Raw genomic sequence first — 26,714 nt, 5'->3', positions numbered from 1 at the left:
CGATGACGGCGGCACATCCAACATCACCGAAGCTGACCCACCGCTATCGCGAGCAAGCTCAGCCCCCACAGGGATTGGGGTGAACGCCGGATGTGTGAACACCCGCTCCCAGCGAAAATCCAGCGCTGATCAGATCCCGCTCAACGCCAGATCCATCGCAAAGTAGGTGAAGATCAGGTCTGCCCCCGCGCGCTTGATCGCGCCGAGGCTTTCGCGCACCACGCGGGCTTCGTCGATGGCGCCGGCCTGGGCGGCGAACTTGATCATCGCGTATTCACCACTGACCTGATAAGCCGACAGCGGCAGGTTCGAAGCCTGGCGAATGTCGCGGATGATATCGAGGTAGGCACCGGCCGGCTTGACCATCAGCGCATCGGCACCTTCCTGTTCATCGAGCAAGGATTCGCGCAGGGCTTCGCGGCGATTCATCGGGTTCATCTGGTAACTCTTGCGATCGCCTTTCAGCGCGCTGCCGCCGGCCTCGCGGAACGGACCATAGAGCGCCGAGGCGAACTTGGTGGAATAGGCCATGATCGCCGTCTGGCTGAAACCGGCTTCGTCCAAGGCCTTGCGAATGGCCTGGACCTGCCCGTCCATGGCCGCCGATGGCGCGATCACATCGGCACCGGCGCGGGCCGCCGCCACGGCTTGCTTGCCCAGGTTGACCAGGGTCCGGTCGTTGTCCACTTCGTGCCCGTGGAGGACGCCGCAATGACCATGATCGGTGTATTCGCAAAAGCAAGTGTCGGACATCACGATCATTTCCGGCACCGCGTCCTTGCAGATCCCGGCCATGCGCGACACCAGGCCGCGCTCGCTCCAGGTGTCGCTGCCGTCGTTGTCCAGGTGATGGGACACACCAAAGGTCATCACCGCCTTGATGCCGGCACGGGCATAGCGCTCGATCTCGCCGGCCAGCTTCGATTCAGGAATGCGTACCACCCCCGGCATGCTGTTGATCGGCACGAAGTCATCGATTTCTTCTTCGACGAAAATCGGCAGCACCAGGTCGTTCAACGTGAACTCGGATTCCTGGAACAGGCTGCGCAGGCTCGCATTGCGACGCAGGCGGCGTGGACGGGCTTCGGGGAACTGACTGGTCATGGGACTCCTGGCAAATGGATGCTCGATCACAAGGGGGCAAAGCTTATGCCCTGGTCGACCAGGGCACAAACGCCGACAGGAAAACAGAGTGTTACCGGCGCGGCAATAATCGCCTCACAAGGTCAGCGAGCCATTGATGCAAGTCACCACCGCGCCGCCAATCCAGATCTCCTCCCCTATTTGCTCGACATGAATCCGCCCGGCCCGGCCCATGGTCAAGCCCTGGCTGACCACATAGGACGAAGGCGCCAGGCCCTTGTCCAGCATCCATTGCGCGAGCCCGGCGTTCAGGCTGCCGGTAGCAGGGTCCTCCGGCATGCCGTCACCGGCGATGAAGCCGCGCACTTCAAAGTGTGCCTCATCGCCATCCACGGCCCGATCCCAAGGTGCGATCACGCCCACGGCCAGGTCGAGCAATTGATGATAATCAGGCTTGAGCGTCAGGACCTGCTGGCGATCCTTGAGCATCAAGGCCAGCCAGCCAGCACCATTATCGACCCATTGCGCCTCGACAATCGCCTCGGCGGCGAGCCCCAGCGCCTTGCGCACCCGCTCCAGCAGGTCGGCCTCCAGCGGACCGGACTTGAGCAAGGGCGGTGCGAGGAATGCCAACCCACGATCGTTGCGGCGAATCCTGACCAGGCCAACGCCACACTCCTGCACGATCTCCTGCCCTTTCGGCACGCCTCCAGCTTCCAGCCAGGCGTGACAACTGCCCAGGGTCGGATGCCCGGCAAACGGCAATTCGGTCGAGGTGGTGAAAATACGCACCCGGTAATCGGCCTGCGGGTGCTGCGGCGCCAACAGGAACGTGGTTTCGCTGAGGTTGGTCCAGTTGGCAAAAGCCGCCATGCGCGAATCACTGATCCCATCGGCCCCCAGCACCACCGCCAACGGATTGCCCTTGAGGGGTACGTCGCTGAACACATCCAGTTGCTTGAAATCGAATCGGCGGGGCGGCGGGTTACTCATTCCGGGATCTTCAATCCACGTGCCACAGCCGGTCGGGCCAGGAAACGCTCCAGCACCCGCGTCACATTGGGGAAGTTCTGGATACCGACCAGATCACCTGCCTCATAAAAACCGATCAAGTTGCGTACCCAGGGAAAGGTGGCGATATCGGCAATGGTGTAACGCTCGCCCATGATCCAGTCCCGCCCTTGCAGACGGCCATCGAGCACCTTGAGCAGGCGCTTGCTTTCCTCGACGTAGCGATCGCGCGGCCGCTTGTCTTCGTAGTCCTTGCCGGCGAACTTGTTGAAGAACCCCAGCTGCCCGAACATCGGCCCGATCCCGCCCATCTGGAACATCAACCACTGGATCGTCTCGTAGCGCGCCGCCGATTCCTGGGCCAGCAGCTGTCCGCTCTTGTCCGCCAGATAAATCAGGATCGCCCCCGACTCGAACAACGCCAACGGCTGGTCCCCCGGCCCATGAGGGTCGAGAATCGCCGGGATCTTGTTGTTCGGGTTCAGGGAAAGGAACTCGGGCGACAGCTGATCGTTGCTGGCGAAGTCCACTTTGTGGGGCTCGTATGGCAGGCCGATCTCTTCCAGCATGATCGAGACCTTCACGCCGTTGGGGGTTGGCAGGGAGTAGAGCTGGAGCCACTCCGGGTATTGGGCGGGCCATTTCTGGCTGATGGGGAATGAGGTCAAGTCGGGCATGGGACAGGCTCGGCAATTAAGGAAAGGCCTGAGAATAATCCAAGATGTGCCAGACAGCACCAGCGCATCACGGGTTTCACACCGACCGTTCTTAATTCCGCAACATCCTGTCGCTAAGATTCGACTGACCTCCAAACAGGAGGCCTTACAGTGCACGGGATCAACCGAGATCGAACCAAAGGGCACGAAGAGACTCTGAGCAGTGCCCCTTTGGAACCGAAGCGGAGTAACGACACGGAAAAACACCCGAGGCCAACGCTTCCCGGTGCCCCAGGTTTGTCAGCCTGACTAGAGAGTTCAAAAGAACATTTATTCGATGATGAACCCACTGAATTTCGCCAGACGCTTCAAACGCCGTTCGTGGCTGTTGCTGCCGACGCTGCTTGTGACCTGTGGCCTGGTGCTGTCGCTGGAATCGAGCGTCAGTCGCGCCCAGCCAGTCGATGGCATCCAGACCCTGGTGTTCCTGCGCCACGCCGAGAAACCCGCCGGAGGCCTGGGCCAGCTCAACTGCCAGGGCCTTAACCGCGCCATCGACCTGGCGACCCTGCTGCCAGAAAAATTCGGCAAGGCCGACTACGTGTTCGCAGCCAACCCTACCCGCAATGTCGAAGAGGGTGAGCTGGACAATTCCTATAGCTATATTCGCCCGCTGATGACCATCAGCCCCAGTGCCATCAAGCTCGGGTTGCCGGTGAACATCAATTTTTCGGCCAACGATACCGGCGACCTGGCGGACGAATTGCTGCATGACAAGTACCACAACTCGACCATCTATACCGCCTGGTCCCATGGCTACTTGCCGGAGCTGATCAACAAGGTTGCCGGCGAGGCCGTGGGCAAGAAGCAGACCATTACCGATGACTGGGCATCCGGCGATTATGATTCGCTGTATGTGCTGACCCTGACCTGGCACAACGGCAAGGCCAGCCTCACCAGCCAGAGCTACAAGCAAGGCTTGGACAACGGCCAGGAAGCCTGCCCGACTTGACCAAAAAGCCCCCCTGTGGGAGCGAGCCTGCTCGCGATAGCGTTGGCCCCATTTGGCATTGATGTGACTGATGCACCGCTATCGCGAGCAGGCTCGCTCCCACCGGGTTAGTATTTTCCAATCATGAGCCCGAACTTGCGAGTTCACCCTCCCCGAACCACCCGCTCACGCAGATACTCCAACACCGCCGCCTGCTCCCCCGAGAACTCGATCCGCCGCCCCTTCTTTTCCCGCTGGAACGCGTACATCGGGTCGTAATACTCACGCAACAAGCCTTCGATCCAACCGCGATGCAAGTCGACGGCGCCGCTGCTGGCCTGCTCGGCCAGGGCGGTTTCCAGGATATTCATCAAGCGCCGGTGACGGTCGCCGCCCAGGCGCTTGTGAATGTTGTCCAGGCTTGCCAGCAACCGCTCGGAAAACAGCGAAAAACCTTCGTCGCCATGCACGGCGACAAACTCCGCACACAGATCGACCACGTAATCGCGCAGGATCCGCTCCACCCGGTGCTCGAGGCTGTCTTCCAGCCAGACCATCGGAACCTCCTGCATACGCTGGTACAAGGACAGCGGCAAGGCGCAACTGCCGACTGCACGGCTCTCATCTTCAAGGACAAATTGTTCGATGCCGGCGGCGCGCTTTTTCAGTACATCCACCGCCAGGCGGTTTTCAAAATCGATGTTGGAAGGCTGGCCGGTGGCGCGTTTGCCGAAGCTCGAACCACGGTGGTTGGCATGCCCTTCCAGATCCAGGCTGTTGCCCAACTGACCCAGCACTTCAGTCTTGCCGGTGCCGGTCATGCCGCCCAGCAGCACCAGGTCGCACTGGCTCACCGCCTGTTCGACAGTGTCCAGCAAGAACGTACGCATGGCCTTGTAGCCACCCCCGACCCTGGGGTAGTCAATGCCCGCTTCGTCCTTGAGCCATTGCTGGACGATCTGCGAACGCAAGCCTCCGCGAAAGCAATACAGCACACCGTCGGGATGGGCCTTGGCGAACTCGGCCCAGGCCTGGATGCGCTGGGCCTTGGTTTCACCGGACACCAGTTGATGCCCCAGGACAATGGCGGCCTGCTGTCCCTGCTGTTTGTAGCAGGTACCGACGCGTTGCCGTTCGCTGTCGGTCATCAACGGCAAATTGACCACGCCGGGGAAAGCCCCCTTGATGAATTCGACCGGGGCACGGGTGTCCATCATCGGCCGGTCATTGAGGAAGATGTCGCGGTAATCGGTGATGTCATTGGCCATCAAGACACCTCGACCGCGTAGCTCTGTCGCTCGACCAGTTCGCCGATGGGCTCCAGTGCCAGGCCCAGTTCAGCGGCAACCCGCAGGAATTCGCCCTCGCCTTCGGCGGTGACAGCAATCAACAGGCCGCCACTGGTCTGCGGATCGCACAGCACGCGCTTGTGCAGTTCCTGGACCCGACCGACCTTGCTGGCGTAACTGTCGTAATTGCGTAGCGTACCGCCCGGCACACAACCCAGGTCGAGGTAGTACTCGACGCCCGGCAAACGCGGCACCGCGTCATAGCGGATGCGCGCGGTCAGTTGGCTGCCGTCAGCCATTTCCACCAGATGCCCGAGCAGGCCGAAACCGGTGACGTCGGTCATCGCCGTCACACCGTCGAGCTTGCCAAAGCGGCTGCCGGGTTTGTTGAGGGTGCACATCCAGTCACGGGCCAGGCCAACATCGGCGGCGCGCAGCTTGCCCTTCTTTTCCGCCGTGGTCAGGATGCCGATGCCCAGGGGCTTGGTCAGGTACAGGCGGCAACCGGCGGTAGCCGTGTCGTTGCGTTTCATGTGGCGCTTTTGCACCAGCCCTGTGACCGCCAGGCCGAAAATCGGCTCAGGCGCGTCGATTGAATGTCCGCCAGCCAGGGGGATACCCGCCTCGTCGCACACTGAACGACCACCGCGAATCACTTCCCGGGCAATTTCCGGGGCCAATACATTGACTGGCCAACCGAGGATCGCGATAGCCATCAGCGGGTCACCGCCCATGGCGTAGATGTCGCTGATGGCATTGGTGGCGGCGATGCGACCGAAATCGAACGGGTCATCGACAATCGGCATGAAGAAATCGGTGGTCGAGACCACGCCGCGTTCCTCGTCGATGGCGTATACCGCAGCATCGTCCCGGGAGGCGTTGCCGACCCACAGCTTGGGATCAAGGTTTTGCGCACCGCTGCCGGCCAGGATCACTTCCAGCACCTGGGGCGAAATCTTGCAGCCGCAACCGGCGCCGTGGCTGTACTGGGTCAGGCGAATCGGCTCGCTCATGGGCATACCTCGTGTCAGTCAATTGGAACGAGTCTACCAGCAACGCCGACGGTCCTGTGTCGCTGCACGACAGTGCCCCCTTACGCCCTGCCACCTTTTGGTGCCCCTTCAAGGAACCGGGTAACAGGTCGTGCACGACGCCTGACCATAAGGACAGGAAAAATGTCCTAAACACATGTTTTTCAAGCCAGTACGAAAAACTGGTACAGGATGTGCAAACGTTTGCGAAATCACTCGCAACGCCGAAGCGAGTCGCGTTTTTTCAATCACGGAACCCGGGTTTCGACCCGCACGAACAAGGACTTTCCATGGACTTCAATCCTCGGTGTCACGCCGCGCCCGGCGTATTCGCAGCCGCTGTGCTACTGACCGCCGTTACCGGATTACTCAGCACCACCAGCCAGGCCCAGACGAGCGAAGCATCCGCCCAAGGTGAGGCGCTCAGCCCTGAAGCCACTTCCTCGAAAAAAGGTGTCTACCTGTCCGACTGGTACAACCAGGACCTGACGATCATCGGCAGCAAGGACATCAGCTTCGGCCCGCAACCCGTCGACGACGTCTATCTGGAATACGAATATTTCGGACGCAAGGGGCCGTTCGAGCTGTATGGCTATATCGACATCCCAAAGATCTTCGATATCGGCAACAGCCACGACAAAGGCGTGTGGGATCACGGCTCGCCGGTGTTCATGGAGCATGAACCGCGTATTTCCATCGACTACATGACTGGCCGCAGCCTGGCCATCGGGCCATTCAAGGAGTGGTATGTGGCGTTCGACTGGATCTACGATCACGGCAGCAATAGCGCCAATCGCGCGAACACCTTGTACAGCGGCCTGGGCACCGACATCGATACCCATTCGCGGGTCAACCTGTCGGCCAACTTCTACGGGCGTTATCAATGGGAAAACTACGGCGCCAGCAATGAATATTCCTGGGATGGCTATCGCGCCCAACTCAAATATATCGTGCCGATCAGCCAGTTCAGCAACGGCGCGTCGCTGACTTACATCGGTTTTACCAACTTCGATTTCGGTTCAGACCTGCACAAGGACAACCCGGCCCGCACCGCCAATGCCACAGTCGCCACCAACGTCTTGCTGTATTCGTTCACGCACCTGCGCTTCACCCTGGTGGGCCGTTACTTTCACAACGGCGGCAACTGGCAGGACGGCAGTGAGCTTAACTTTGGCGACGGTAACTTCCGCGCCCGCTCCGATGGGTGGGGATACTACGCGGGTGTCGGCTATCAATTCTGAGCCCCTGCTCGCCCTTTTCTAATCCATGGAGGTAACGATTCATGACCAATCGCCTGCTTGCTTCAATCGGTTTGGCCCTGTTCTGCTCAACCGCCGGGGCCACACCGCCGCTTCAACCCAAAGTGCTGCTGATCACGATGTTCGCTCCCGAAGCGCAGAACTGGATCGAACGCCTGCAACTCAAGAATGAGATCCGCGTACCAGGGCTGTCCGCCGAGTATCCAACGATCCGCTGCAATGCCGAGCGGGTTTGCCTGCTGATCACCGGCATGGGCCAGACCAACGCCGCGGCCTCGACACTGGCTCTGGCGCTCTCGCCAGCCGTCGACCTGCGCAAAAGCTATTTCCTGGTGGCCGGGATCGCCGGGATCAACCCGCACCATGGCACCCTCGGTACGACTGCCTGGGCCCATTACCTGGTGGAATTCGGCACCCAATGGGAGCTTGATTCGCGCGATGTACCCAAGGATTGGCCCACCGGCTACCTGGGCATCAACACCAAGGGGCCGAATGAAAAGCCGCCGCTGGACTACAAGACCGAAGTCTTCGAACTCAACCCGGCCCTGCAAGCCAAGGCATTTGCGCTCAGCCAGAAAGTGGCCCTGACTGAAAGCAAGGAGTCAGCCGCCTGGCGTTTGAAATATCCGTATGCACCGGCCAACCAGCCACCGGTGGTGACCCGCTGCGACACCCTGGCCGGCAACACCTGGTTCTCCGGTACGCGCCTGAGCGAACGCGCCGAGGTCTGGACCCGCCTGCTCACGGATAACAAAGGCGTCTACTGCACCACCCAACAGGAGGACAACTCCACCTACGAGGCCTTGCTGCGAGCCAGTCGTGAAGGTCGGGTCGATATCAACCGGCTGGCCGTACTGCGGGCCGGGTCCGACTTCGATCGTCCCGAACCCGGCGGCAACGAAGTGGACAACCTGCTCAAATACGCTGACCAGGGCGCGTTCGTTCCTGCACTGGAAAACCTCTTCCGCACCGGCAACCCGGTGGTGCAGGACATCGTGAAAAACTGGTCGGTGTGGGAAAACGGTGTGCCTGCTTTGTGATCTGTCGAAGCTCACACCACAGGAAATGTGCAGGGGTGGTGAGCTAGTTTCCATAGCTCACCCGATGGAATTTTCCATTCCAGGCAGGATCACTTGAACATCCACCGAGCGTCCCCAGGAGACCGACGATGCACATGCCCCTTGCTGCCGACAGCACTCACTTCTATTACGGCCTGGACGCGCTACTTGGGCACCAGACCCAAAATGCCACTTGCCAGTTCGACGTCAAACGCTTCGACGACGCCGAACCGCCATGGTTCGTACTGCACGTACACCCACCGATGCCGGACGACCTGGATAAAGCCCAGATCGTAGTATTCAGCGCCGAAGGCCGGCAAACCAGTGGCATCGTCCGAAGCACCGAGCGCCTGGACGATGGCAGCCTGCGACTGAATGTCGAAAGCAACTGAGCCCTTCAGGCCTGCTGCACACTGCTGCGATACATGAACACCAGCGCCAAGGCCAGGCAGGCCATGGCCAGGATCCGGCTACCGGACAACCCGATGGCCGGGTTGCCCAGCCAGCCGAAGTTGTCGATCAACATACCCATGCCCAATTGCCCGACGATCACCGCCACCGTCGCCACGCCCGTCCCGACCCGCGGCACCGCACCGACCATCACCATCATGTAGACGACGCCGAACAACGCACCGCTGAGCTGCCATTTCGGCACATCCAGCAAGGTGACCGCGTGGGCCGGTTCGAAAAATACGATCAGCAACCCGGTGACCACAGCGCCCACAGCAAAGGTCAGCAGGCTGCTGCGCAGCACACCGACCGTCTGGCCCAGGCGGCCGTTGATAGCCGCCTGGACACTCAGCACCGCACCCGCAGCGACCACCACCAGCAATAAAATGAACAGACTCATATTCAACCTCGGGCAATCAGGACAAGGGCTACGACTATCAGTGCCAACGCCAGCCAACGTTCGCCGTTGACCCGTTTGCGGCTCGCACCGAACCAGCCGAAATGGTCGATCAAGACACTTTTGCCCACCTGGCCGGAAAGGATCGCGACCATGGTCATGGCGATGCCGATGTGGGGCGTGGCGAGCGTCAGCACCACCACGTAGATGGGCCCCAGGAAACCGCCGATCAGTTGCCAGCGTGGCAGTTCATTCAGCGCCGGACCTTGTTGCCGACCGCTGAGCAGTAACAGCAGGAAGAGAATCGCCGAGCCGACGCCAAAGATACTCAGGGTGGCCCACAAATGCCCGACCTGGCTCCCAAGCGGCCCCAGCAGGCCGGCCTCTACCGACAAGCCCATGCCGGCCAGGATCACCACGGGCAACAATAGCCAGCGCAAGAACGACCGTGGTTGGGCAGCCGTCACCGGACCGGCTTCGTTCAATGAGGAAACCTGCATGCTCAGAACCTGTTTGGAAAAGGATGGCCGGCATTATCGGCTGGTGCCCCTGTGCGATAAATGGGAGTATCCCGACAACACTTTTGCGCAATACGCACAGGACCGCCACCCCATGCACGGCCTCAATGAACTCGGCTTCAAGGCGCTTCGCTTGTTTGTCGCGGTGCTCGATCACGGCAGTTTCTCGGAGGTGGCCCGGCGCGAAGGCTTGGCTCCGTCATCGATTTCCCGGCAGATCCAACTGATGGAGCAGGCCCTGAACCAGCAATTGCTTTACAGGCACACCCGCGCCGTGTCCCCCACCGAAGCCGGCCGCCTACTGGGGCATCATGCTCGGCTGCTACTGGTGCAATTGGAGGAAGCCGAACAAGCCTTGCAGGAACAGCACAGCGAGCCCTCCGGACTGGTGCGGATCAACGCCCCGGTGGTATTCGGCCAGCGCCACCTGACCCCGTGGCTGGGCCAGTTGTGCGAACGCTACCCAAAGCTGCAATTGGAGATCCAGCAGACCGACAGTTACGTCGACCCACTGCAGGAAGGCGCCGACCTGCTGTTTCGGATCGGCCCGCTGCATGACTCAGGCATGCAGGCGCGGGTCGTCGCCCCCCATCGTTTTCAGATCGCGGCCAGCCCCGCCTACCTGGCTCGCCACGGCGTGCCGCTCAAACCCCAGGATCTGGCGGCCCATCAATGCCTGGCCTACAAAGGCGTGACCGGCCAGCAGCGCTGGTTCTTCCGCCGCCCTGGCCAGGCCTGGACGCCCTACAGCGTCAAGGGCCCGATCACCGGCAACCACGCCGACACCTTGACCCAGGCCGCCGAACAAGGCCTGGGGTTGGTGATGTTTCCATCCTGGCTGATCGGCGAAGCGCTGCGCAATGGCACGCTGCTCCCGGTATTGCAGGATTACCAGGCCTCCAACAGCCTCGAACCCCAGCAGATCGCCATTCTCTGGCCGGGCAGCCGACGCCTGTCGGTGAAGGTGCGCACGGTCATCGATTTTTTCCTGGAGTGTTTTGGCGAAGTGCCCTATTGGGATCGCTGAGCGCACTGTTAGGCTCAGTCGAACTTGACCAGGTTCAGCACCGGCAGAGGGCCGCCCGGGAACTGGGTCAAGCGTGCGCCTACACTCAGGGGCCCCAGGTCCACGGCGAAGAATCCCAAGCGCTCGATCAACTGCGCGACCTCATCGCGTGCCTGCACGTCGTCACCGCTCAGGAACAGCACCCGCTTGCCGCCTTCGGACGTCGGATCTGCCTCCAGCAGGCGCGCCAGCAAGTGATTGAAGGCCTTGACCACCCGTGCGCCCGGCACCCACTCACTGAACACCTCGGTGGAAGCCCGGCCCTGCAGATCAACCGCCTCGAACTCCGGGACTTTGATTGCATTGTTGGCATCGATCACGATGCGCCCGGCAAAGTCCGGCAAACCACTCAACGCCTCCGGCAGCCTCGACCAATTAACGGCCACCAACACCATCGGCTGGGCCGCGGCTTGCTGCACGGTGCCGGCACGCACGGTGGGCCCCAGATCGGCGACCAGCCCGGCCAGGCTGTCCGGGCCACGGCTGTTGGCAATCACCACGTTGATGTTCTGGCGGGCCAGGGCGCGGGCGAAAGCACTGCCAATGGCGCCGGCGCCGATGATGCCAATGGTTTCGATACTCATGTCGTCTGTCCTCAAAGGTTGGGATAAGCCTGGCGGTGATGTCCGCCGTTGGGGTGCATATTGCTCTTGTCATTCCCGCCTGATTAGCCGGTAATAGCTTGAATCATTTTCAAGCATTGCTATCAGGCAGAACGCCATGGAAACCCTCGCCAACCTTGAATGCTTCGCCCGCAGTGCCGAGACGGGGAGTTTTTCCGCTGCCGCCAGATTGCTGGGCCTGACGCCTGCCGCCGTCAGCCGCAACGTAGCGATGCTCGAGCGCAACCTGGGCGTGCGCCTGTTCCAGCGCTCGACCCGAAAATTGTCCCTGACCGAAAACGGCGAACACTTCCTGGCCAGTATCGGCGCTCACCTCGAAGCCTTGCAGACGGCCATCGGCGCCGTGACCACGGAACGGGGTGAACCGGCCGGGGTATTGCGAGTGAGCCTGTCACCGAGTTTCGGCATCGGGCATGTGTTGCCGCTGATGCCGCAATTCCTGGCTCGCTATCCGCTGATCCGGCCACAATGGCATTTCGAAAACCGCCGGGTAGACCTGATCGCCGAAGGCTTCGACGCGGCGATTGGCGGCGGCTTCGAACTGACGCCCGGCGTCGTCTCGCGCACCTTGGCACCGGCCCATCTGATCGCGGTGGCAAGTCCTGCCTACCTGGTTACACACCCCCGGCCCGCGCATCCAGAAGACCTGGCCCACTTCGATAACATCGTGCTGCGCTCGAGCCTGACCGGTCGCGTGCGCCAGGCCGTGATGCGCAACGCTGCCGGGCTTGAATCGGCGCTGCGGCTGCCCGAATCCATCGTCCTCAACGACCCCGTCGCCATGCGCGAAGCCACCCTGCTGGGCCTGGGTATCTCACTGTTGACGGTGCCGGACGTGCTGCCCTGGCTGGAACGGGGCGAATTGGTGCGGTTACTGCCGGACTGGTACATGGACCTTGGCGCAATCTCCTTGTATTACCCCAGCCGCACATTGATGCCCGCCAAGACCCGGGGCTTTATTGACTTCATCACTGAACATTTCGAACGCGAAGGGCTGGCCAAGCGTTTCTGCGCGCTGGAATCCAGTGCAGCGCCCATGGGATGATCAGCCTCCGAGCACGACCCTCCGTGGAGCGTTTTAATGTCATTGCTGAGTAAACAAGCCACCGCCCTGTTGCTGGCGGCCATCACCAGCCTGGTCGTGGTACCTGCCCATGCCGCTCCGGCCAAAACCGCTGGCGATGCACCGGCACAGAAGGTTTCGATGCTGGGTGGCAAGCTTAACTTCACCCTGCCCAAGGGTTTCACGGCGACGCCGCTGCCCGCCGGTGAACTGACCCAGGGCACGGCCGGGGCAACGGGCACGATGTACAGCAATGCCGCCAGCAGAACCGTGGTGATCACCGCTGAAAACACCATCGTCAACGGCGCGAATGTGAAGGACAACGACAATGCCTTTCTCGATACCACCTTCGCCGACTTCGCCGTTCAGAAAACCAAGGCCCTGCCGGACGCCAAGATCCTCGGCGAAAAAAGCCTGACCCAGAAAGGCACCGGCCTGGGTCTGCGCCAGCTCGATACCAGCGCCACCCAGGGCGGCGGGCCAACCCTGGACACCACGTTGATAGGCGCCTCCGGCACGCGCATGGCGGTGGTGCAGATCATCTCCCGGGCCAGCGACAAGACCGGTCATGAAGCGTTGGTGAAACAGATCGCCAGTGGTCAGTGACGGGCACCGCATAGCCCTCAATCGCGAGCAAGCTCGCTCCCACAGGGATTTACAGCGGGTCAGGGGTTGAGTCGCTCCAGCCAGGCTCGCAGGTCCTGCACCTCCTGCGCACTGATGCTGTGGCCCAGGCCCAGGTAGGCATGGAATTCCGGTTCCAGCGCCAGGGTCTTCAGGAATGTGTTGGCCTCGGTGCCATCGTGGTAGGGAATGATCGGGTCTGCCGTACCGTGGCCGATGAATATCGCCAGTGCCCGTCGCGACTCGTCGGGCGTCAGTTCTGCCCGCAGCACCGACAGGACACGCCCACCCATCGCGGCAATGCCGCCGACAGCTTCGGGGTGTCGCAGGGCCACCTCGTAGCTCATCATCGCCCCCTGGCTGAACCCCACCAGATAGACCTTGCTCGCGTCGGTCGAATATTTGGCCCGGGCCTTGTCGATGAAATCCAGCAGCACCTGGCCGCTGGCCTTCAGGTCCGAGGCGTCACCGTCATAGGCGCCCTCGCCCTTTTTGGCGAACCACTGGTAACGGTCCTGCTCCATGCTCTTCGGCGCCCGCACCGAGAGGTAGTTGTAATCCCGGGGCAGTTCGTCCTTGAGTTCGAACAGGTCCTGTTCGTTGCTGCCGGAGCCGTGCAGGAAGATCACCAGCGGGCGGTTACCGGCTTGCCCATCGACTTGGGCCAGGTAGTTGAGCGGCAAGTCCGTGTGCAGCGAGGGTTGGGCCTGCAACCCGGACGAGACCAGCAACAGAAACAGGGTGAGCGCTTTAAACATCAATCTTCCTCCATCGTTCGATAGCCGCACAGCAGACACGGTGCCGGCGGTAGACAGCGGTTATCAGTGGTTGCTCAATTCGATCCGACACTGCGCTATGATCAGCGGCGACCATCGACAAGCGAGTCAGAAAAAGTGCGTCCATTACCACGGATTGGTGTTGGCCTCAGGGCCCCTCATTATCAAGCGTTCCTGGAGGGCCATCCCGCCGTCGACTGGCTTGAGGTTCATACGGAGAACTACTTGGGGCCTGGCGGCAAGGACCTGCATGTTCTGCGATGCCTGGCGCAAAGATATCCCATCAGCCTACATGGCGTCGGACTGGGCATCGGCTCGGTCCATGGTTTTTCCAGCGCCCATGTCGAACGCATACGACGCCTGGCTGCGGACGTAAATCCGTTCCTGGTATCCGAGCATTTGAGTTGGGGGGCGATTGAAGGACGATGCCTCAACGACCTGCTGCCGCTACCCCTGGTTGAAGCTTCGCTGGACCTGGTCTGTGACCGGGTCGACCAGGTCCAGGATACGTTGGGCCAACAGTTGTTGCTCGAAAACATCTCCACCAGCTTGCGCTACCACGGCGATACCCTGGGCGAAACCCAGTTCCTCGCCGAAGTGGTGGCACGCACCGGAAGTGCAGTGCTACTCGACCTCAATAACCTCCACGTCAATCAGTACAACCATGGTGAATGCGCACTCGCCGCCCTGGAGGCTCTGGATAAATCGGCTGTTCGCGAATTTCATCTGGCGGGCCATAGCCAGGAAGAGGACCTGTTGATCGACGATCATGGCAGCGCGGTGGCGGAACCGGTCTGGGCACTGTATCGCAATGCCTTGCGCCGGTTTGGCCCGGTACCGGTACTGGTTGAATGGGACACACGCCTGCCGCCGCTGGGCGAGTTGCTCGATCAGGTCGAGATCGCTCGGACGATTGCCCGGGAGGTGTTGCATGACACGTGAAGAGTTGGCCGCGCTGCAGATCAGCTTTACCCAGGCGCTGGATAGTTCATCATCGCCCTCTGTCCTGCCACAAGGATGGTTGGAGACGGCAAGCGCTGGCGACCGGCGACGCTTCGCACGCTATCGCAGCGGGCTGTGGCGGCATCAGGAGCAGTCGTTGGCCTTGACCTATCCCGTCATCAAGGCGCTGGTGGGCGATCATTTTTTTCGCTCGCTCGCCTATGACTATGGGCGGCGCTATCCGTCGCGACATCCAGACCTGGGCATGTTCGGCGAGCGCCTGCCGACTTTCCTCGATCAATATCCTTCCGTAGCGCCCTACCCATATTTTGCGGCGGTGGCCTCATTGGAATGGGCCCTCCACCTTGCCTCTCATGCCCGAAAAGCCACGGCACTCGATCCTCGGGCACTGGCCACAATGAGCAGCGCCGAGCTGGATATCCAACGATTCACCTTGTCGCCGGGCTGTGGACTGCTGCCCTGCGAATGGCCGGTGGTCAAGATATGGGCCGCCCATCGCCAGCAGAACCAGCCTCTACCGTCGGTGAACCGCCACGCCTGCACCGCTCTCGTCTATCGAAACGGCTGGAGCGTCGAAGCACGCGAGGTCGAGTCCTGGGAAGCCGCGGCGCTGGAGCGCTTGGCGCAGGGCACGACCCTGGGCGAAGCGTTGATCGCCGCCCAGGAGCGTTACAGCGCGCTGGGTCAGCCCCAACTGGTCGATAGCGCTACCCTGGTCACCCGCTGGTTGAATGATGGCCTGCTGACTGCCGTTCCCTGAGCCCTGCCAAAACACTTGTATCGGGCAATTCTGTCTCCGTGGTCGCGTACTGCTGGGGCCGACCCCCCATTGTAGACAGCCGGCGACATCCTGTTACATCTTGAATCATTTTATAAGCTTATATCGATTAGAAATATTCTGGTCGTGGGCTACAAATAGAAAGCACCTTGCAAACTCCCCAGCAATAGATTCGATTTCGCGGTGAAGATACGACGGGCACATAGCACTTTCGATAGACAACGAGTGCTGTGTAACCTGACAGGAACGGATTCCGAACAAGTCGCCAGACGCGGCCTGTACCAAAAGGGAGCGGTAAATGTATCCAAACAGTTACTTGAGCGAATCAACTCCGCGCACACGGCGTCCTCTTATCGCTGTTTGCCCCTCGACCTTCATGACTCCCTGCATACGAAGTTCCGGCACGACTTGCTGGTCAAGTTCGCTTGTCGCGGGCACCGTTAAAAACCCATTTAAAAATCAAATAATCCGCTGAACGCCTGATACATGTTTACAGACTGACTGTAATACGGTCCGTTCGTGTGTGCGAAAGACTCATAAAAATTAATGACTGTATAAAACCTTGACCGGGAACTTGCGTGATGAATCTAAAGGATATTCTGGTAGCCACCGCGTTGGCCTCCATCAGCAGTGCTTCGCTGGCCGATGTGGCAACTGATAAAACAGCAGAGACCGAGGTTTGCTACGGCGTAGCCAAGGCAGGTCATAACGATTGCTCCGACAGCAGTTGCCTGCACGACTGCTCGGAAATGAGCAAGGTCGACAACGATCCACTTGAGTGGGTCGCTGTGCCCAAAGGCACCTGCACGCAGATGGGCGGCGTCGTCAAAGCCCAGCCAGACGCCTGCCCGTTCGACGAACCCGCTGTCGCTGCGACCGTTGACGTTGGCGCTGGGGAACGGCTCTTCAACGCCGGCGATCATGCCCGCGGCATCGTAGCCTGCTCTTCCTGCCACGGCACGGCTGGCGCCTCTGAAAACGCCGAGTACCCAAAACTGGCAGGTCAGTTTGCCAAGTATGTGGAAACACAACTGCGAGCCTTCCGTGATGCCTCGCGTCCATCTCCTGTGATGGTGACTGTGGCCAAGTCCCTCAGCGACCAGGACATCGCCAACGTGGCGCAATATCTGGTCCAGTCTTCGGGCACGGCGCAGCCTCAACCGGGGGTTGTCGCGTCCTCCACAGCACTCATTCATCAAGAAGTGAAGTCGGGCAGCGTGCCTAACTGAATTCACCGTGCTCCTATATACATTTCATTAACCGCTTCAGGCGCCGATAGAGCAGCGTAGAACAATACGCGCTCAACAATAGCGCTTGGCCTGGTTATGCTCGGGACAAAAAACTGCAATTAAAAAATTTGCAGTACGTACACTTTCGCCTTTGAAAAGTACTGAATAAATAAATAAACCAGCACCTTGATTTAAGATAAATATTAAGTATTGTCAGTCTATGGACGCAGCCATCTGAAAGGGACGACACCAAATGTCAAGTAACATTGTGGATTATGACTTTGCTGACATTCCATTAAAGTCATTGATTGCCCATTCTTCTCAGGGCCAACGTCTGAAACCATTACTGTCGCTGCGATATGCCTTTCGAAGTGATGAATTCTGGCGCGACCTGGATCATTGGAAAGACATTGATGCCCAGTTGTTTCTGAATCATCTGTGGCAAGAAAAAAATGCCATTACCAGCGTTGGTGCACTGGGTGCATTGATCAAGAACAGAATCAGTGCCGCGTTCCTGAGAGACCTTGAAGAAGGTCATCAGATGGCTCCGATGTCTATCCGGCTGACGCCCTATATCCTCTCGCTGATTGACTGGGACAACCCTTACCTGGACCCGTTGCGGCGCCAGTTCCTGCCCCTGGCCTCGGAGATATCCATCGATCATCCCATGGTGAAGCTTGACCCCATGGGCGAGCAGGATGATTCACCGGCCCCGGGGCTGACCCACCGCTACCCGGATCGCGTGTTGTTCCTGGCGACCAATGTCTGTCCGGTCTACTGCCGGTATTGCACCCGCAGCTATGCGGTGGGGCTGGACACCGATGCGGTGACCAAGAAGAAGATCAACGCCCCCGGCGAGCGCTGGGAGCCTGCCCTGCGCTACATAGAAGCCAATTGCAGTGTCGAGGACGTAGTGATCTCGGGCGGCGATGCCTATCGACTCAAGGCCCGGCAGATCACCGAGATCGGTGAACGACTGCTGGACGTTCCCCATGTACGACGCATGCGTTTCGCCACCAAGGGGTTGGCGGTACTGCCGATGAAGATCCAGAGCGATCACGACTGGACCGATGCCATTTCGCGCTTGTCGGACCGGGCGAGGAAGATGCACAAGTCCATTGCGATACACACTCATTTCAACCATCCGAACGAAATAACGGCGATCACCGCCAAGGCCTTGGAAATGCTCTATGAGCGTGGCGTCGAGGTCAGGAACCAGGCCGTCATCCTCAAAGGCGTCAATGACAACCCGCAGACCATGCACCGTTTGAACGAATGCCTTGCCTACCTGAACGTGCGTCCCTACTACTGTTTTCAAGGGGACATGATTCGTGGTGTCGAGGCACTCAGAACCAGCCTTTGCGATTCGATCGCCCTGGAAAAATCCACCCGTGGCCTGATTGCCGGGCATAACACGCCGCATTTCATCGTGGATCTGCCCGGCGGTGGCGGCAAGCGCGATATCCATAGCTACGACTACTACGACCAATACCTGGGTATCGCCGCCTATCGCGCGCCGGCCGTAAAGGAGGACAAGGTTTTTCTTTACTGCGACCCGCTCCATACCCTGACCGCAGACGCCCAAGCCCTCTGGATGAATCCGGCGACGCGGACACAGTTGCTCGAAGATGTACTGAAATCCGTCAAATAAGTGTTCAACCACCGTGAATGGAAGCATAGAAATGAGCGAAACCAACAAGATTGACTGGGTCCACCATACGTCCTACGTCCACGCCATTGAGCAATCCAAATCGACTGGCAAGCCGATACTGATTTATTTCCATAGCCAGTCCTGTAATGGCTGTAATCGCTTGGTGGACAGCGTTTTCAACGACCCCCAGCTTATCGGTGCGGTCAATGAGTCAACGATTCCGGTGTGGGTTGAAGTAGAGAACTCCCAACCCGATCCACGCATCTCCGAGTTGGTCGGGAGCCACATCTTCATCATGTCGCCGGTTCTCCAACTCATATCCAGCGACGGTGACATCTACCATAAATTCCTCGGCGCTCCGCTCCATACCCGACTCGACCTGGGGTACTGCCGTGTGCATCACGACGTCGAGGGTGATATCGATGCCAGCGAAACCGTTTCCCAACTCTCGGTAGGCCTGGCCAAGCAGGCCATGGCCAGCTTCAACTATTCCATCGCCGAATCGAAATTGCGAAAGGCGCTGAACGCCAGCAGTACGGCCAGCGTGGCGGTGCGGGAAGCGGCGTATTGGCTGCCTATTGTGCAGGCCCGTGGACAATACCCTGAAGACAGCTTGTCCGAAGATGGCATCGCGCAGACAGCCATTGCCCGCGAAGTGCGCCGCTTCTGCAATACGCTGATCCAGGTGCCGGACCATGAACTGATGGCCGACTGGCCGGGCGTCCAGGGCGAAGGCGGCTGGGCCCATTACACTGACTGCCTGCGTGAGTTGTGCCTGGGCATCTACCAGATGCTGCTGGATGTCGCGACCGAAACGGCGCACAAGCGCGCGGCACAAGGCCGCGGATTGACCCGTGCGCAAATGATCATCCGGGACTGGCAGATTTCCTTCCGAGACCTGCAAGCCAGCCTCATCGGTCTCAAGGGGTCCGAATACGATCAGCAGCACCTGCATCAGAATTACACCCTCGGCAAGCAGCGGACGATTCGCAACAACATCGTCCACTGCGTCATGGCCGAGTTCTGGGCGCACTCCCCTGCTATCCGTTCTACCCTGGAAGCCAGCCGGACGGGCATCCGCCACTCCCAGGACGTCAGCCCGGCGCTGCTCAACTGGAAGATACATGGCCCGGCCCCCTACAACTTCGGCAGCATCCAGTCGTTGCTGACCCTCTGGGAAAAACGCCACCAACAGCTGGTGGAGGAGTTCTCCGGGATCACCGACGCCGAACTCGACGCCTCGCTGAACTGGTGGGAAGACTCGCCTGTCTCGGTGAAATTCCGTCTTTGCCGACTGGGTTGGCACTTCCACGATCATGCCGCGGTCGTCGAAACCATTTGCCAGCGAATCGGCCATGAACGATCGGAAACCGAACTGCTCGCCAAGCTCCTGTTCAACGCACTGGGTCGCGCCGAGGGTGAAATGGTGGGCCTGTCGCGAGACGAGCAGCAAGCGCTTTTCGCCAGCGCCGCCAGCCAACTGAAAACCCGCAGCGATGAGCTTGCCCGCGTCTACGAGGGCTACCTCTACAAGCGCGAAAACGCCTCCTACGCCACGTCGAATACTCAGCCAGTAGCCGCGGCCGTGTAATGAAAAAATGCGGCGCGCAATGCGCGCCGCTTCAAGGATGGAATGCGTGATGAATATTCTGCAGCAGATGTTTGGCGACCAAACCGAGGTGTTCCTCGACACGTGCTGGCCCAAGCGCTCATACGTCGCCGACGGTGCAATGAGCCGCTTTACGCAATTGTCGGCCCTGGAAGAATTCCAGGACATTCGAAAGCTGTTCAATGCGCTGCCTGGGCCCGTCGACCTGCTCTTTCCAGGTGGCAAGCGTATTACCGTGGCCAGGTCCGCCGATGCCCTCGCTCCGTACAACGATGGCGCCGCGATGGTCTATATGAAGGATCTGGAAGCGCTCCCGGCGATATCCCTGGCCTGCGATGAACTGGCGAAGATACTCGACATCCCAAGGCACTATGTCAGCTGCGAGGCGTTCGCGGCCAACCATGGCGTGGAAGTGGCGACGCACTTCGATCATGAAACCAACTTCATGATCCAGATCAAGGGCGAGAAGACCTGGAGGTTCGCCGAAAACACTTCGCTACCAGATCCCATCTATCCATTTTTCCCGAATAACCCGAACCGCTTCTACCAGGAAGGTACGCATCCCTACACCGGCGCCAAATTGCCGCTGACGATGCCCGAAGGCCACGAGGAGCGGCTGGTCAAACCCGGCACCACGACGTTCATGCCCCGGGGTTATTGGCATGCCACGGTGGCCCACGAAGAGTCCTTTTCCATCGGTTTCGTGATCAACCCGCCGACTGTTGCCGACATCATTACCTATGCACTGCTGGACCGTTTGCATGGGGACGAACGACTCAGGGCTCACCCGCTCGATACGCTGTCGGAGTCTGCACTCCAGCGCATCCTGGGCGATATACAGAGCGGCCTGGACGAAGTCGCGAAGTTGTCCAGGACATTGCCGGCAGAAGCGCTGCTCCAACGCTACAAGCAATCGAGGAAAGGGAACATTCGCACACTTACCTCCCTATGACCGCTTTCTTGATTGGAATCCGTACCATGCGCACTGCACAAGCTCTGTTTGTGGGGATCACGGCGTTGATGCTTGTCAACGTGATCGATGGGCTCAAGGAGGTGTATTTCGGGATCCTGCTGCAACGCCTCGACAGTGTCATCGCGACATTCGTGTTATTCGCCGTCGCCTGGCCTGTGTTCTTTCTCGGCTACATGGCCCGGAAACGCTCGACGCCTGCCCTGCTTTCGAATCCGGAAAAAAAGGCCTCCATCCGACGTTGCCTGCTGATGTTGAACGTCAGCTCCGCCGCACTCTGGATCTCCTTTCTGCTGGCATTGAAATGGGTGGAGCCGGCCATCGTCAGTGCGCTGGTGGGCGGGGTCGGGATAATTTCGACGCTCGTGCTGAACAAGCTGTTGCGTCCGACCGCGATCATGATCCGGGCCGACTATATAGCCGCCCTTGTCATCGCACTGGCCAGCGTCTACCTGGGGTGGGTCTCGATGGACGGACGCACCGCCGTCAGGGATGAGTTCGACAGCGACCAGGTGCTGCTGGGCTACCTGATGATGCTCGTGTGCGGTGTCGCGATGGCATTGACCAGCATTCTCTCGAAGGTCGTCGCGGATCACGGGGCGTCGAGTCACTATCTCTATGCCCATCGGTTCTATCTCTTGCTGGCGGTTACCGGCATCTACACCTCTTTGAACCTGAGCGAGATCGCCGCCGTCATCGATCATCTCGACGCCTTGGTCCTGCTGGCGTTCGTTGGCGTGATCCTGCCCTTGTTATTGCTGCAGGAAGGGATAAAGCGCTGCGAACCCGTCACCACGGAAGCCATCCTGGCGGCCGCTCCCTTGTTCACCATCATTTTTCAAACCGTTGATTCGAGACTGGCCTTTTCAGTGTTCAGTTTCGCGGGAGTGGCCCTGATCTGCCTGGCCGCAACCTACAACGGCTATTGCCACCTTAGTCGCCTTTCAGTCGAAGGAGTTAGAACATGAAATACGCGGTGATCGTCGATGCCTACTCGACCGGGGCAAGCCTTGCGGACGAACTCAAGTTGTATGGAATAACCTGCATCCATGTGCAGACATCCGCCGAAATTCTCGAATATGACGTGGACAGCTACAAGCCAGAGGATTTCCAGCAGCGGTTTGTCGCGACGCAAGATCTCAAGGCGCTGACGGACAAATTGGCTGAATTCGAACCGGCGTTCATCATTCCCGGATGCGAGTCCGGCGTTGAGCTGGCCGACCAGCTCAGCGAGTTGATGGGCACGCCTGGCAACGGCACGGCGCTGTCAGCCTGCCGCCGGGATAAATGGCACATGGCCAAGCGGCTGCATCAGATGGATATCCCGGCGGCACGGGTCGCCTTGATTCACCAGATGAGTGAGGTCGAGGCCGCGATCGAGACGATCGACGGCTGGCCGGTGGTCATTAAGCCGGTCAACAGCGCCGGGGCGGACGGTATTCATTTCTGCTACGAGATGGTGCAGGTGCGTCACGCGGTGGACAAGGAGCTGGGCCGACTCAACGAAATGGGGCTCATCAACGACACGCTGCTGGCGATGGAATACCTGGCTGGCCAGCAGTACCTGGTACAGGCTGTTTCCCGCGACGGTGAACATTTCGTCTTCGAGATCTGGCGCGACAATCGCAAGCCCGTTCCAGGCGCCGGGGTGGTCAACGATCGTGAGGTGCTGATCGACCTGCTCTCGGAAGAAGCGGCTCCCATCATCGCTTATGTTCACCAGTGCCTGAATGCATTCGGCGTCAACATCGGCCCCTCGTTCCTGGAAGTAATGGTGACGGCCAACGGACCGATGCTGATCGAGTGGGCAGCCCGGATGATGGGGACCCAGGAGCTCAGCGCGATGACTCGCGTGCGCGGCGTCAACGCCGTCAATCTCTGCGCGGCCTGCTATGCCGATCCCGAGGTGTTCTATTCGATGCTGGATAAAGTCAACCGATCGAACGCGACGTGCGAAGTCATCGGGATGATCAACAGCGTCGCCGGCCAGGTGATCCATCGCCGTTGGCTCGATGAACTGAGCGCCAGGCCAAGTTTCTTCAAGATGATCAGGGCCCCTGAAATTGGCGACAGCGTCGCGCCTACCATCGGCATCTCGACGAACTACGGCTTTATCTATCTGGTTCACGAAGACCCCGCGGTTACCTATGCCGATTACCTGTGGATCCGGGAAAAGGAGGCCGAGGCCACCGGCTTTTTCGACGTGCAACTCAGCCAGGAAGCTGTCGCGCAAGCCTGCTGACTTTGATCGGGATGGAGCGGACTCAATGAAGCTATATGTGGATCATCAATGCACGTCGCCCTTTGCCATGTGCGCGTTCGTAGCGCTCAAGGAGTGCCGGTTCGATTTTGACCTGCACTACCTCGACCTCTCCCAAGGCGATCACCAGCGGCCGCCATTTACCGGGATCTCGCTCACCCACCGCGTTCCGACGCTGGTGGACGGGACGTTTTCGCTGGCTGAATCGTCCGCCATCGCCGAATACCTGAACGACATTGCGCCGGGCGCCCGCTTGTTCCCGGTTGACGTTCAGGCCCGCGCCCAAGCCCGGCAGGTCCAGGCCTGGCTGAGGAGCGACTTCTTCAACCTGCGCGGCAACCGGCCCACGGAGACCATCTTCATCGCACCGTCGCAGGAACCGCTGGGGCCATTGGCGATGGCCGATGCCCGGCGGCTGGTCGAGACCTTGTCCCATAGCCTTCGGGACGGGAGATCGTTTCTTTTCGACGATTGGAGCATCGCCGACGTCGATGCCGCCGGCATGTTGAACAGGCTCATCTACAACGGCGACCCGGTTCCCGAGACGTTGAAGCATTATGCGCTTCGGGCGTGGGATCGCGAGAGTGTCCATCAATGGCTGGATCTCGACCGACAGGGCAATACGACTTCCTCCGGGCGCTGAGCCCGGTTGGCCCGGGGCGTCAATGCCCCCTCAACGCAAGAGTTGGAAATGGAACTATTCAATACACTTGGAAGGACTGTCGTCCCCTTTATTCCGATCGTTGAAAACCATGTAGGCCTCTATGCCTGCGGCCCCACGGTCTACCACTATGCGCACATCGGGAATATGCGCACATACATCTTCGAAGATGTCCTGGCCAAGACCCTGCGTCATCAAGGGCTGGTGGTAAAGCACGTCATGAACATCACGGATGTCGGGCACCTGCAATCCGACGCCGACGCCGGCCATGACAAATTGATGGTGGGTGCCGCTCGCGAGAACAAGACCCCCTGGCAGGTCGCTCAATTCTACGAAGAAGCGTTTTTTCGTCACTGCGGCCTGTTGAATATTACCCGGCCTGACGTGGTCTGCCGGGCGACGCAGCATATTCCCGAAATCATCACGCTGATCGAACGCTTGCTGGAAAAAGGCGTGGCCTATGAAAGTGCCGGCAATGTCTATTTCAGCGTGGAAAAATTTCCTGCCTATCATGAACTTGGACAACTGGTGCTGGACGAGCAAAGAGCCACTGAGCGTGTCAGTCACGATCCATTGAAGCGGTCGCAAGCGGACTTCGCCTTATGGTTTTCGACCTCGAAGTTTCCTGGTCAGATCATGAAGTGGGAATCTCCCTGGGGCCTGGGATTTCCCGGCTGGCATATCGAGTGCTCAGCCATGGCAAGCAAGTACCTGGGTGAAAGGGTCGATATCCATTGCGGTGGTATCGATCATATCAACGTCCACCATTCCAACGAGATCGCGCAATCGGAATGCTGCTTCGGTCACCGTTGGGTCAACTACTGGTTCCACTGCGAGTTTCTCAACGTGGAGGCAGAGAAAATGTCCAAGTCCAGCGGGGAATTCCTCACTGTGGACTCGCTGGTCGACAGAGGCTACGACCCCTGCGCGTTCCGGTTGCTGGTCCTGGGCTCGCATTATCGCAGCGCCCTGGCTTTTTCATGGGAGGCCCTGGATGACGTCGCCACGGCATTGCAAAAAGCTCGGCGACGGATCAGCAGTGCCCTGGAGAACAACAGCCCTCCCGGCGAAGCTTTTTCAGCACTGCACGCCGCGTCCTATCGAAGGTTCTTCGCTGCGCTCGAAAAGGACCTGCACACGCCAAGCGCCATGGCTGAGTTCTGGTGGGTGATCAAGTCCAATGAACTGACTGAGTCGGAACGCATCGACCTGCTACGCAGTTTCAATGCGGTGCTGGACATCGGTTTATTCGACACTCAGGCCACCCGCCTGACATCGGAACAAAGCGACTTGATCGCGGCGCGTAACGTTGCCCGTAACGAAAGAAACTGGGCGGAATCCGATCGAATCAGGGATTTGCTGCTGGCCCAGGGCATCAGCCTCAGCGACCTGAAGGCCTGAACGGCCTCAGTCGCCACCACGAAGGAACGACAGTTTGAATATCGAGCGTATCAGGCAACAGTTTCCGATTTTCTCCCTGGCATCGGCGAGCAATAGCGTGTTTCTCGACAGCGCCGCCGGGACCCAGATGTGCAAGCGCGCCCTGGAGGCGAGCGTCGAGGCGGCGATTGAAAACAATGCCAACCTGGGCGGCCATTTCTCGACATCGGTCATTGCAGAAAAAGCCATCGGCCAGGCACGGTGCGCAGCAGCCGCACTGGTCAATGCCCACTGTGCCGAGGAAATCGTGTTCGGCCAGAACATGACGACGCTGACGTTTCATCTCTCTCGTTGCCTCGGCCGAAGCCTTGGCAAAGGCGACGAGATTGTCCTGACCCAGTCAGATCATGAAGCCAATATTTCGCCCTGGCTCGAATTGGCGAAAGACCTGGAACTGAAAATTCGCTGGCTGCCGTTCGATCCCCTTACCTACGGTTTCAGCACCGCCGACATGGAGTCGATCATTACGGAACGTACCAAGGTCGTCGCGTTGAGCTATGCGAACAACGTCACCGGCACGATCAATGATGTCGCCGCGGTTGCCGCACTGGCCAAGCGCAAAGGCGCAATGGTCTATGTCGATGCGGTTCAGTTCGCCCCCCATGGGGTGATCGATGTGCAGACCCTGGGGTGTGACTTCCTGGTGTGTTCCTCGCACAAACTCCACGGCCCCCATCACGCAATCCTCTGGGGTCGCCTGGCGTTGCTCGAAAGGCTCATGCCCTACAAACCTCGCCCCACTGCCGATAAGCCGCCCTATAAATTCGAAACCGGGAGCAAGAGCCGAGAGGCGATCGCCGGAATCCTGGGGGCCATCGATCATCTGGCATGGATCGGTCGCGAGTTCGGAGCGTGCGGCGAGCAGACTGGCAAGCGACAGCAGATTGTCGCGGGGATGCACGCCATCGTCGAATACGAGCAGCGGCTGGTGCAGTCAGCCCTGGAAGGATTGAGCAGCCTCAAGGGTGTTCATATCCACGGCTACCGAACGTCACATGAACGGGAGCGCCGGGTGCCGACCGTCTCCTTTACCCTGGAGTCGACACCCAGCGAAATGATTTCCCGGCACATGGCCGAACAAGGCATTCGTCTCTGGCATGGTCATCATTTCAGCCCGCAGACCGTTCGCGCCCTGGGCATTGACGAGCATGACGGCGTGGCCAGGATCAGCCTTGCGCAGTACACCTCTGAAGACGACGTTCATCGTTTCCTGTCGGCAATGGATGACCTCGTTCGAATCATGCCCTGAGCAAGCCAC

27 protein-coding genes are annotated in these 26,714 nt (G+C 59.6%); 18 read left to right on the top strand and 9 right to left on the bottom strand.

The window, feature by feature from the left end; all coding sequences use genetic code 11:
- Nucleotides 1-129 precede the first annotated feature (129 nt).
- The 3 genes from hemB to PSH86_RS10490 all read right to left on the bottom strand — a co-directional run bounded on the left by hemB (nucleotide 130) and on the right by PSH86_RS10490 (nucleotide 2,771).
- Entirely contained in the window at nucleotides 130-1,104 is a 975-nt protein-coding gene (gene hemB, locus PSH86_RS10500) for a porphobilinogen synthase (RefSeq protein ID WP_109751716.1), read from the bottom strand.
- 114 nt (nucleotides 1,105-1,218) lie between these two features.
- A complete protein-coding gene (locus tag PSH86_RS10495; protein WP_116831947.1) occupies nucleotides 1,219-2,076 on the bottom strand; it encodes a PhzF family phenazine biosynthesis protein in 858 nt (285 codons plus the stop codon).
- A complete protein-coding gene (locus tag PSH86_RS10490; protein WP_109751714.1) occupies nucleotides 2,073-2,771 on the bottom strand; it encodes a glutathione binding-like protein in 699 nt (232 codons plus the stop codon). Before PSH86_RS10490 ends, PSH86_RS10495 begins: the two co-directional genes overlap by 4 nt.
- A gap of 316 nt (nucleotides 2,772-3,087) precedes the next feature.
- Between PSH86_RS10490 and PSH86_RS10485 the strand changes: the two genes are divergently transcribed.
- On the top strand, nucleotides 3,088-3,762 hold the full coding sequence (locus PSH86_RS10485) for a histidine phosphatase family protein (RefSeq protein WP_109751713.1): 675 nt from the start codon (nucleotides 3,088-3,090) through the stop codon (nucleotides 3,760-3,762).
- Between the two features lie 143 nt (nucleotides 3,763-3,905).
- On the opposite strand, the gene mnmH is transcribed toward PSH86_RS10485, so the two are convergent.
- Together mnmH and selD are read right to left on the bottom strand one after the other, a co-directional pair.
- Nucleotides 3,906-5,009, bottom strand: coding sequence for a tRNA 2-selenouridine(34) synthase MnmH (gene mnmH / locus PSH86_RS10480; protein WP_305489575.1), 1,104 nt, complete (start codon nucleotides 5,007-5,009; stop codon nucleotides 3,906-3,908).
- On the bottom strand, nucleotides 5,009-6,043 hold the full coding sequence (gene selD / locus PSH86_RS10475) for a selenide, water dikinase SelD (protein WP_176688218.1): 1,035 nt from the start codon (nucleotides 6,041-6,043) through the stop codon (nucleotides 5,009-5,011). Before selD ends, mnmH begins: the two co-directional genes overlap by 1 nt.
- Nucleotides 6,044-6,351: 308 nt before the next feature.
- Here selD and PSH86_RS10470 point away from each other — a divergent pair, with 308 nt between their 5' ends.
- The 3 genes from PSH86_RS10470 (at nucleotide 6,352) to PSH86_RS10460 (ending at nucleotide 8,770) form a co-directional block, all read left to right on the top strand.
- Nucleotides 6,352-7,302, top strand: coding sequence for a nucleoside-specific channel-forming protein Tsx (locus PSH86_RS10470; protein ID WP_163854528.1), 951 nt, complete (start codon nucleotides 6,352-6,354; stop codon nucleotides 7,300-7,302).
- A 41-nt stretch (nucleotides 7,303-7,343) separates the two neighbouring features.
- Nucleotides 7,344-8,360, top strand: coding sequence for a purine nucleoside permease (locus PSH86_RS10465; protein ID WP_305489571.1), 1,017 nt, complete (start codon nucleotides 7,344-7,346; stop codon nucleotides 8,358-8,360).
- Nucleotides 8,361-8,488: 128 nt separating this feature from the next.
- The gene (locus PSH86_RS10460) at nucleotides 8,489-8,770 is read left to right on the top strand and encodes a hypothetical protein (RefSeq protein ID WP_109751708.1); all 282 of its coding nucleotides are present in this window, start codon (nucleotides 8,489-8,491) and stop codon (nucleotides 8,768-8,770) included.
- Nucleotides 8,771-8,775: 5 nt separating this feature from the next.
- On the opposite strand, the gene PSH86_RS10455 is transcribed toward PSH86_RS10460, so the two are convergent.
- Nucleotides 8,776-9,228, bottom strand: a complete 453-nt coding sequence (locus PSH86_RS10455) for a DMT family transporter (RefSeq protein WP_109751707.1) — start codon at nucleotides 9,226-9,228, stop codon at nucleotides 8,776-8,778.
- A 2-nt stretch (nucleotides 9,229-9,230) separates the two neighbouring features.
- Nucleotides 9,231-9,725, bottom strand: a complete 495-nt coding sequence (locus PSH86_RS10450; RefSeq protein ID WP_163854533.1) for a DMT family transporter — start codon at nucleotides 9,723-9,725, stop codon at nucleotides 9,231-9,233.
- 112 nt (nucleotides 9,726-9,837) lie between these two features.
- Here PSH86_RS10450 and PSH86_RS10445 point away from each other — a divergent pair, with 112 nt between their 5' ends.
- Entirely contained in the window at nucleotides 9,838-10,770 is a 933-nt protein-coding gene (locus PSH86_RS10445; RefSeq protein WP_116834206.1) for a LysR family transcriptional regulator, read from the top strand.
- Between the two features lie 14 nt (nucleotides 10,771-10,784).
- Here PSH86_RS10445 and PSH86_RS10440 read toward each other — a convergent pair whose 3' ends face one another.
- Entirely contained in the window at nucleotides 10,785-11,387 is a 603-nt protein-coding gene (locus tag PSH86_RS10440) for an NADPH-dependent F420 reductase (RefSeq protein WP_109751843.1), read from the bottom strand.
- 142 nt (nucleotides 11,388-11,529) lie between these two features.
- Here PSH86_RS10440 and PSH86_RS10435 point away from each other — a divergent pair, with 142 nt between their 5' ends.
- Nucleotides 11,530-12,477, top strand: coding sequence for a LysR family transcriptional regulator (locus PSH86_RS10435; protein ID WP_109751704.1), 948 nt, complete (start codon nucleotides 11,530-11,532; stop codon nucleotides 12,475-12,477).
- 36 nt (nucleotides 12,478-12,513) lie between these two features.
- Nucleotides 12,514-13,101, top strand: a complete 588-nt coding sequence (locus PSH86_RS10430; RefSeq protein ID WP_305489567.1) for a hypothetical protein — start codon at nucleotides 12,514-12,516, stop codon at nucleotides 13,099-13,101.
- A gap of 59 nt (nucleotides 13,102-13,160) precedes the next feature.
- Here the strand turns inward: PSH86_RS10430 and PSH86_RS10425 are convergent, their stop codons facing one another.
- Nucleotides 13,161-13,877: an alpha/beta hydrolase gene (locus PSH86_RS10425; RefSeq protein WP_116831938.1), complete on the bottom strand. Its 717-nt coding sequence runs from the start codon at nucleotides 13,875-13,877 to the stop codon at nucleotides 13,161-13,163.
- A gap of 135 nt (nucleotides 13,878-14,012) precedes the next feature.
- On the opposite strand from PSH86_RS10425, the gene PSH86_RS10420 reads away from it, so the two are divergent.
- The 11 genes from PSH86_RS10420 to PSH86_RS10370 all read left to right on the top strand — a co-directional run bounded on the left by PSH86_RS10420 (nucleotide 14,013) and on the right by PSH86_RS10370 (nucleotide 26,705).
- Nucleotides 14,013-14,837: a DUF692 domain-containing protein gene (locus tag PSH86_RS10420; protein ID WP_116831937.1), complete on the top strand. Its 825-nt coding sequence runs from the start codon at nucleotides 14,013-14,015 to the stop codon at nucleotides 14,835-14,837.
- On the top strand, nucleotides 14,827-15,618 hold the full coding sequence (locus PSH86_RS10415) for a DNA-binding domain-containing protein (protein ID WP_305489564.1): 792 nt from the start codon (nucleotides 14,827-14,829) through the stop codon (nucleotides 15,616-15,618). The genes PSH86_RS10420 and PSH86_RS10415 overlap by 11 nt, the downstream gene beginning before the upstream one ends.
- Nucleotides 15,619-16,217: 599 nt before the next feature.
- Nucleotides 16,218-16,865: a DUF2282 domain-containing protein gene (locus PSH86_RS10410; protein ID WP_109751699.1), complete on the top strand. Its 648-nt coding sequence runs from the start codon at nucleotides 16,218-16,220 to the stop codon at nucleotides 16,863-16,865.
- A 253-nt stretch (nucleotides 16,866-17,118) separates the two neighbouring features.
- Nucleotides 17,119-18,516 (top strand): KamA family radical SAM protein, encoded by a 1,398-nt coding sequence (locus PSH86_RS10405; RefSeq protein WP_163854539.1) that lies wholly within the window; start codon nucleotides 17,119-17,121, stop codon nucleotides 18,514-18,516.
- A gap of 31 nt (nucleotides 18,517-18,547) precedes the next feature.
- Nucleotides 18,548-20,107: a thioredoxin family protein gene (locus tag PSH86_RS10400; RefSeq protein WP_109751697.1), complete on the top strand. Its 1,560-nt coding sequence runs from the start codon at nucleotides 18,548-18,550 to the stop codon at nucleotides 20,105-20,107.
- 49 nt (nucleotides 20,108-20,156) lie between these two features.
- The gene (locus PSH86_RS10395) at nucleotides 20,157-21,077 is read left to right on the top strand and encodes a JmjC domain-containing protein (protein ID WP_305489560.1); all 921 of its coding nucleotides are present in this window, start codon (nucleotides 20,157-20,159) and stop codon (nucleotides 21,075-21,077) included.
- Nucleotides 21,078-21,103: 26 nt separating this feature from the next.
- Nucleotides 21,104-22,063, top strand: coding sequence for a hypothetical protein (locus PSH86_RS10390; RefSeq protein ID WP_305489558.1), 960 nt, complete (start codon nucleotides 21,104-21,106; stop codon nucleotides 22,061-22,063).
- Nucleotides 22,060-23,337 carry an ATP-grasp domain-containing protein gene (locus PSH86_RS10385; protein ID WP_305489556.1) on the top strand — a complete coding sequence of 426 codons (1,278 nt, stop codon included), beginning with the start codon at nucleotides 22,060-22,062 and terminating at the stop codon, nucleotides 23,335-23,337. The genes PSH86_RS10390 and PSH86_RS10385 overlap by 4 nt, the downstream gene beginning before the upstream one ends.
- Before the next feature lie 25 nt (nucleotides 23,338-23,362).
- Entirely contained in the window at nucleotides 23,363-23,998 is a 636-nt protein-coding gene (yfcF, locus tag PSH86_RS10380; protein WP_116831932.1) for a glutathione transferase, read from the top strand.
- A 48-nt stretch (nucleotides 23,999-24,046) separates the two neighbouring features.
- A complete protein-coding gene (gene cysS, locus PSH86_RS10375; RefSeq protein ID WP_176689567.1) occupies nucleotides 24,047-25,417 on the top strand; it encodes a cysteine--tRNA ligase in 1,371 nt (456 codons plus the stop codon).
- Nucleotides 25,418-25,451: 34 nt separating this feature from the next.
- Nucleotides 25,452-26,705: a cysteine desulfurase-like protein gene (locus PSH86_RS10370; RefSeq protein WP_212802182.1), complete on the top strand. Its 1,254-nt coding sequence runs from the start codon at nucleotides 25,452-25,454 to the stop codon at nucleotides 26,703-26,705.
- Nucleotides 26,706-26,714: the final 9 nt, after the last annotated feature.

This window comes from Pseudomonas sp. FP2300, from assembly GCF_030687595.1.
GTDB lineage: Bacteria > Pseudomonadota > Gammaproteobacteria > Pseudomonadales > Pseudomonadaceae > Aquipseudomonas > Aquipseudomonas bijieensis.
This window is presented reverse-complemented; position numbering and strand designations above follow the sequence as displayed.

Excerpts from the sequence above, each read along its gene's own strand:
- PSH86_RS10435 (WP_109751704.1), top strand. The coding sequence starts at position 11,530 with ATGGAAACCCTCGCCAACCTTGAATGCTTCGCCCGCAGTGCCGAGACG.
- PSH86_RS10450 (WP_163854533.1), bottom strand. The coding sequence starts at position 9,725 with ATGCAGGTTTCCTCATTGAACGAAGCCGGTCCGGTGACGGCTGCCCAA.
- selD (WP_176688218.1), bottom strand. The coding sequence starts at position 6,043 with ATGAGCGAGCCGATTCGCCTGACCCAGTACAGCCACGGCGCCGGTTGC.
- PSH86_RS10390 (WP_305489558.1), top strand. The coding sequence starts at position 21,104 with ATGCGCACTGCACAAGCTCTGTTTGTGGGGATCACGGCGTTGATGCTT.
- PSH86_RS10495 (WP_116831947.1), bottom strand. The coding sequence starts at position 2,076 with ATGAGTAACCCGCCGCCCCGCCGATTCGATTTCAAGCAACTGGATGTG.
- PSH86_RS10455 (WP_109751707.1), bottom strand. The coding sequence starts at position 9,228 with ATGAGTCTGTTCATTTTATTGCTGGTGGTGGTCGCTGCGGGTGCGGTG.
- PSH86_RS10415 (WP_305489564.1), top strand. The coding sequence starts at position 14,827 with ATGACACGTGAAGAGTTGGCCGCGCTGCAGATCAGCTTTACCCAGGCG.
- PSH86_RS10400 (WP_109751697.1), top strand. The coding sequence starts at position 18,548 with ATGAGCGAAACCAACAAGATTGACTGGGTCCACCATACGTCCTACGTC.
- PSH86_RS10430 (WP_305489567.1), top strand. The coding sequence starts at position 12,514 with ATGTCATTGCTGAGTAAACAAGCCACCGCCCTGTTGCTGGCGGCCATC.
- yfcF (WP_116831932.1), top strand. The coding sequence starts at position 23,363 with ATGAAGCTATATGTGGATCATCAATGCACGTCGCCCTTTGCCATGTGC.
- PSH86_RS10460 (WP_109751708.1), top strand. The coding sequence starts at position 8,489 with ATGCACATGCCCCTTGCTGCCGACAGCACTCACTTCTATTACGGCCTG.
- cysS (WP_176689567.1), top strand. The coding sequence starts at position 24,047 with ATGGAACTATTCAATACACTTGGAAGGACTGTCGTCCCCTTTATTCCG.
- PSH86_RS10485 (WP_109751713.1), top strand. The coding sequence starts at position 3,088 with ATGATGAACCCACTGAATTTCGCCAGACGCTTCAAACGCCGTTCGTGG.
- PSH86_RS10470 (WP_163854528.1), top strand. The coding sequence starts at position 6,352 with ATGGACTTCAATCCTCGGTGTCACGCCGCGCCCGGCGTATTCGCAGCC.
- PSH86_RS10405 (WP_163854539.1), top strand. The coding sequence starts at position 17,119 with ATGTCAAGTAACATTGTGGATTATGACTTTGCTGACATTCCATTAAAG.
- hemB (WP_109751716.1), bottom strand. The coding sequence starts at position 1,104 with ATGACCAGTCAGTTCCCCGAAGCCCGTCCACGCCGCCTGCGTCGCAAT.
- PSH86_RS10410 (WP_109751699.1), top strand. The coding sequence starts at position 16,218 with ATGAATCTAAAGGATATTCTGGTAGCCACCGCGTTGGCCTCCATCAGC.
- PSH86_RS10490 (WP_109751714.1), bottom strand. The coding sequence starts at position 2,771 with ATGCCCGACTTGACCTCATTCCCCATCAGCCAGAAATGGCCCGCCCAA.
- PSH86_RS10395 (WP_305489560.1), top strand. The coding sequence starts at position 20,157 with ATGAATATTCTGCAGCAGATGTTTGGCGACCAAACCGAGGTGTTCCTC.
- PSH86_RS10465 (WP_305489571.1), top strand. The coding sequence starts at position 7,344 with ATGACCAATCGCCTGCTTGCTTCAATCGGTTTGGCCCTGTTCTGCTCA.
- PSH86_RS10385 (WP_305489556.1), top strand. The coding sequence starts at position 22,060 with ATGAAATACGCGGTGATCGTCGATGCCTACTCGACCGGGGCAAGCCTT.
- PSH86_RS10445 (WP_116834206.1), top strand. The coding sequence starts at position 9,838 with ATGCACGGCCTCAATGAACTCGGCTTCAAGGCGCTTCGCTTGTTTGTC.
- PSH86_RS10425 (WP_116831938.1), bottom strand. The coding sequence starts at position 13,877 with ATGTTTAAAGCGCTCACCCTGTTTCTGTTGCTGGTCTCGTCCGGGTTG.
- mnmH (WP_305489575.1), bottom strand. The coding sequence starts at position 5,009 with ATGGCCAATGACATCACCGATTACCGCGACATCTTCCTCAATGACCGG.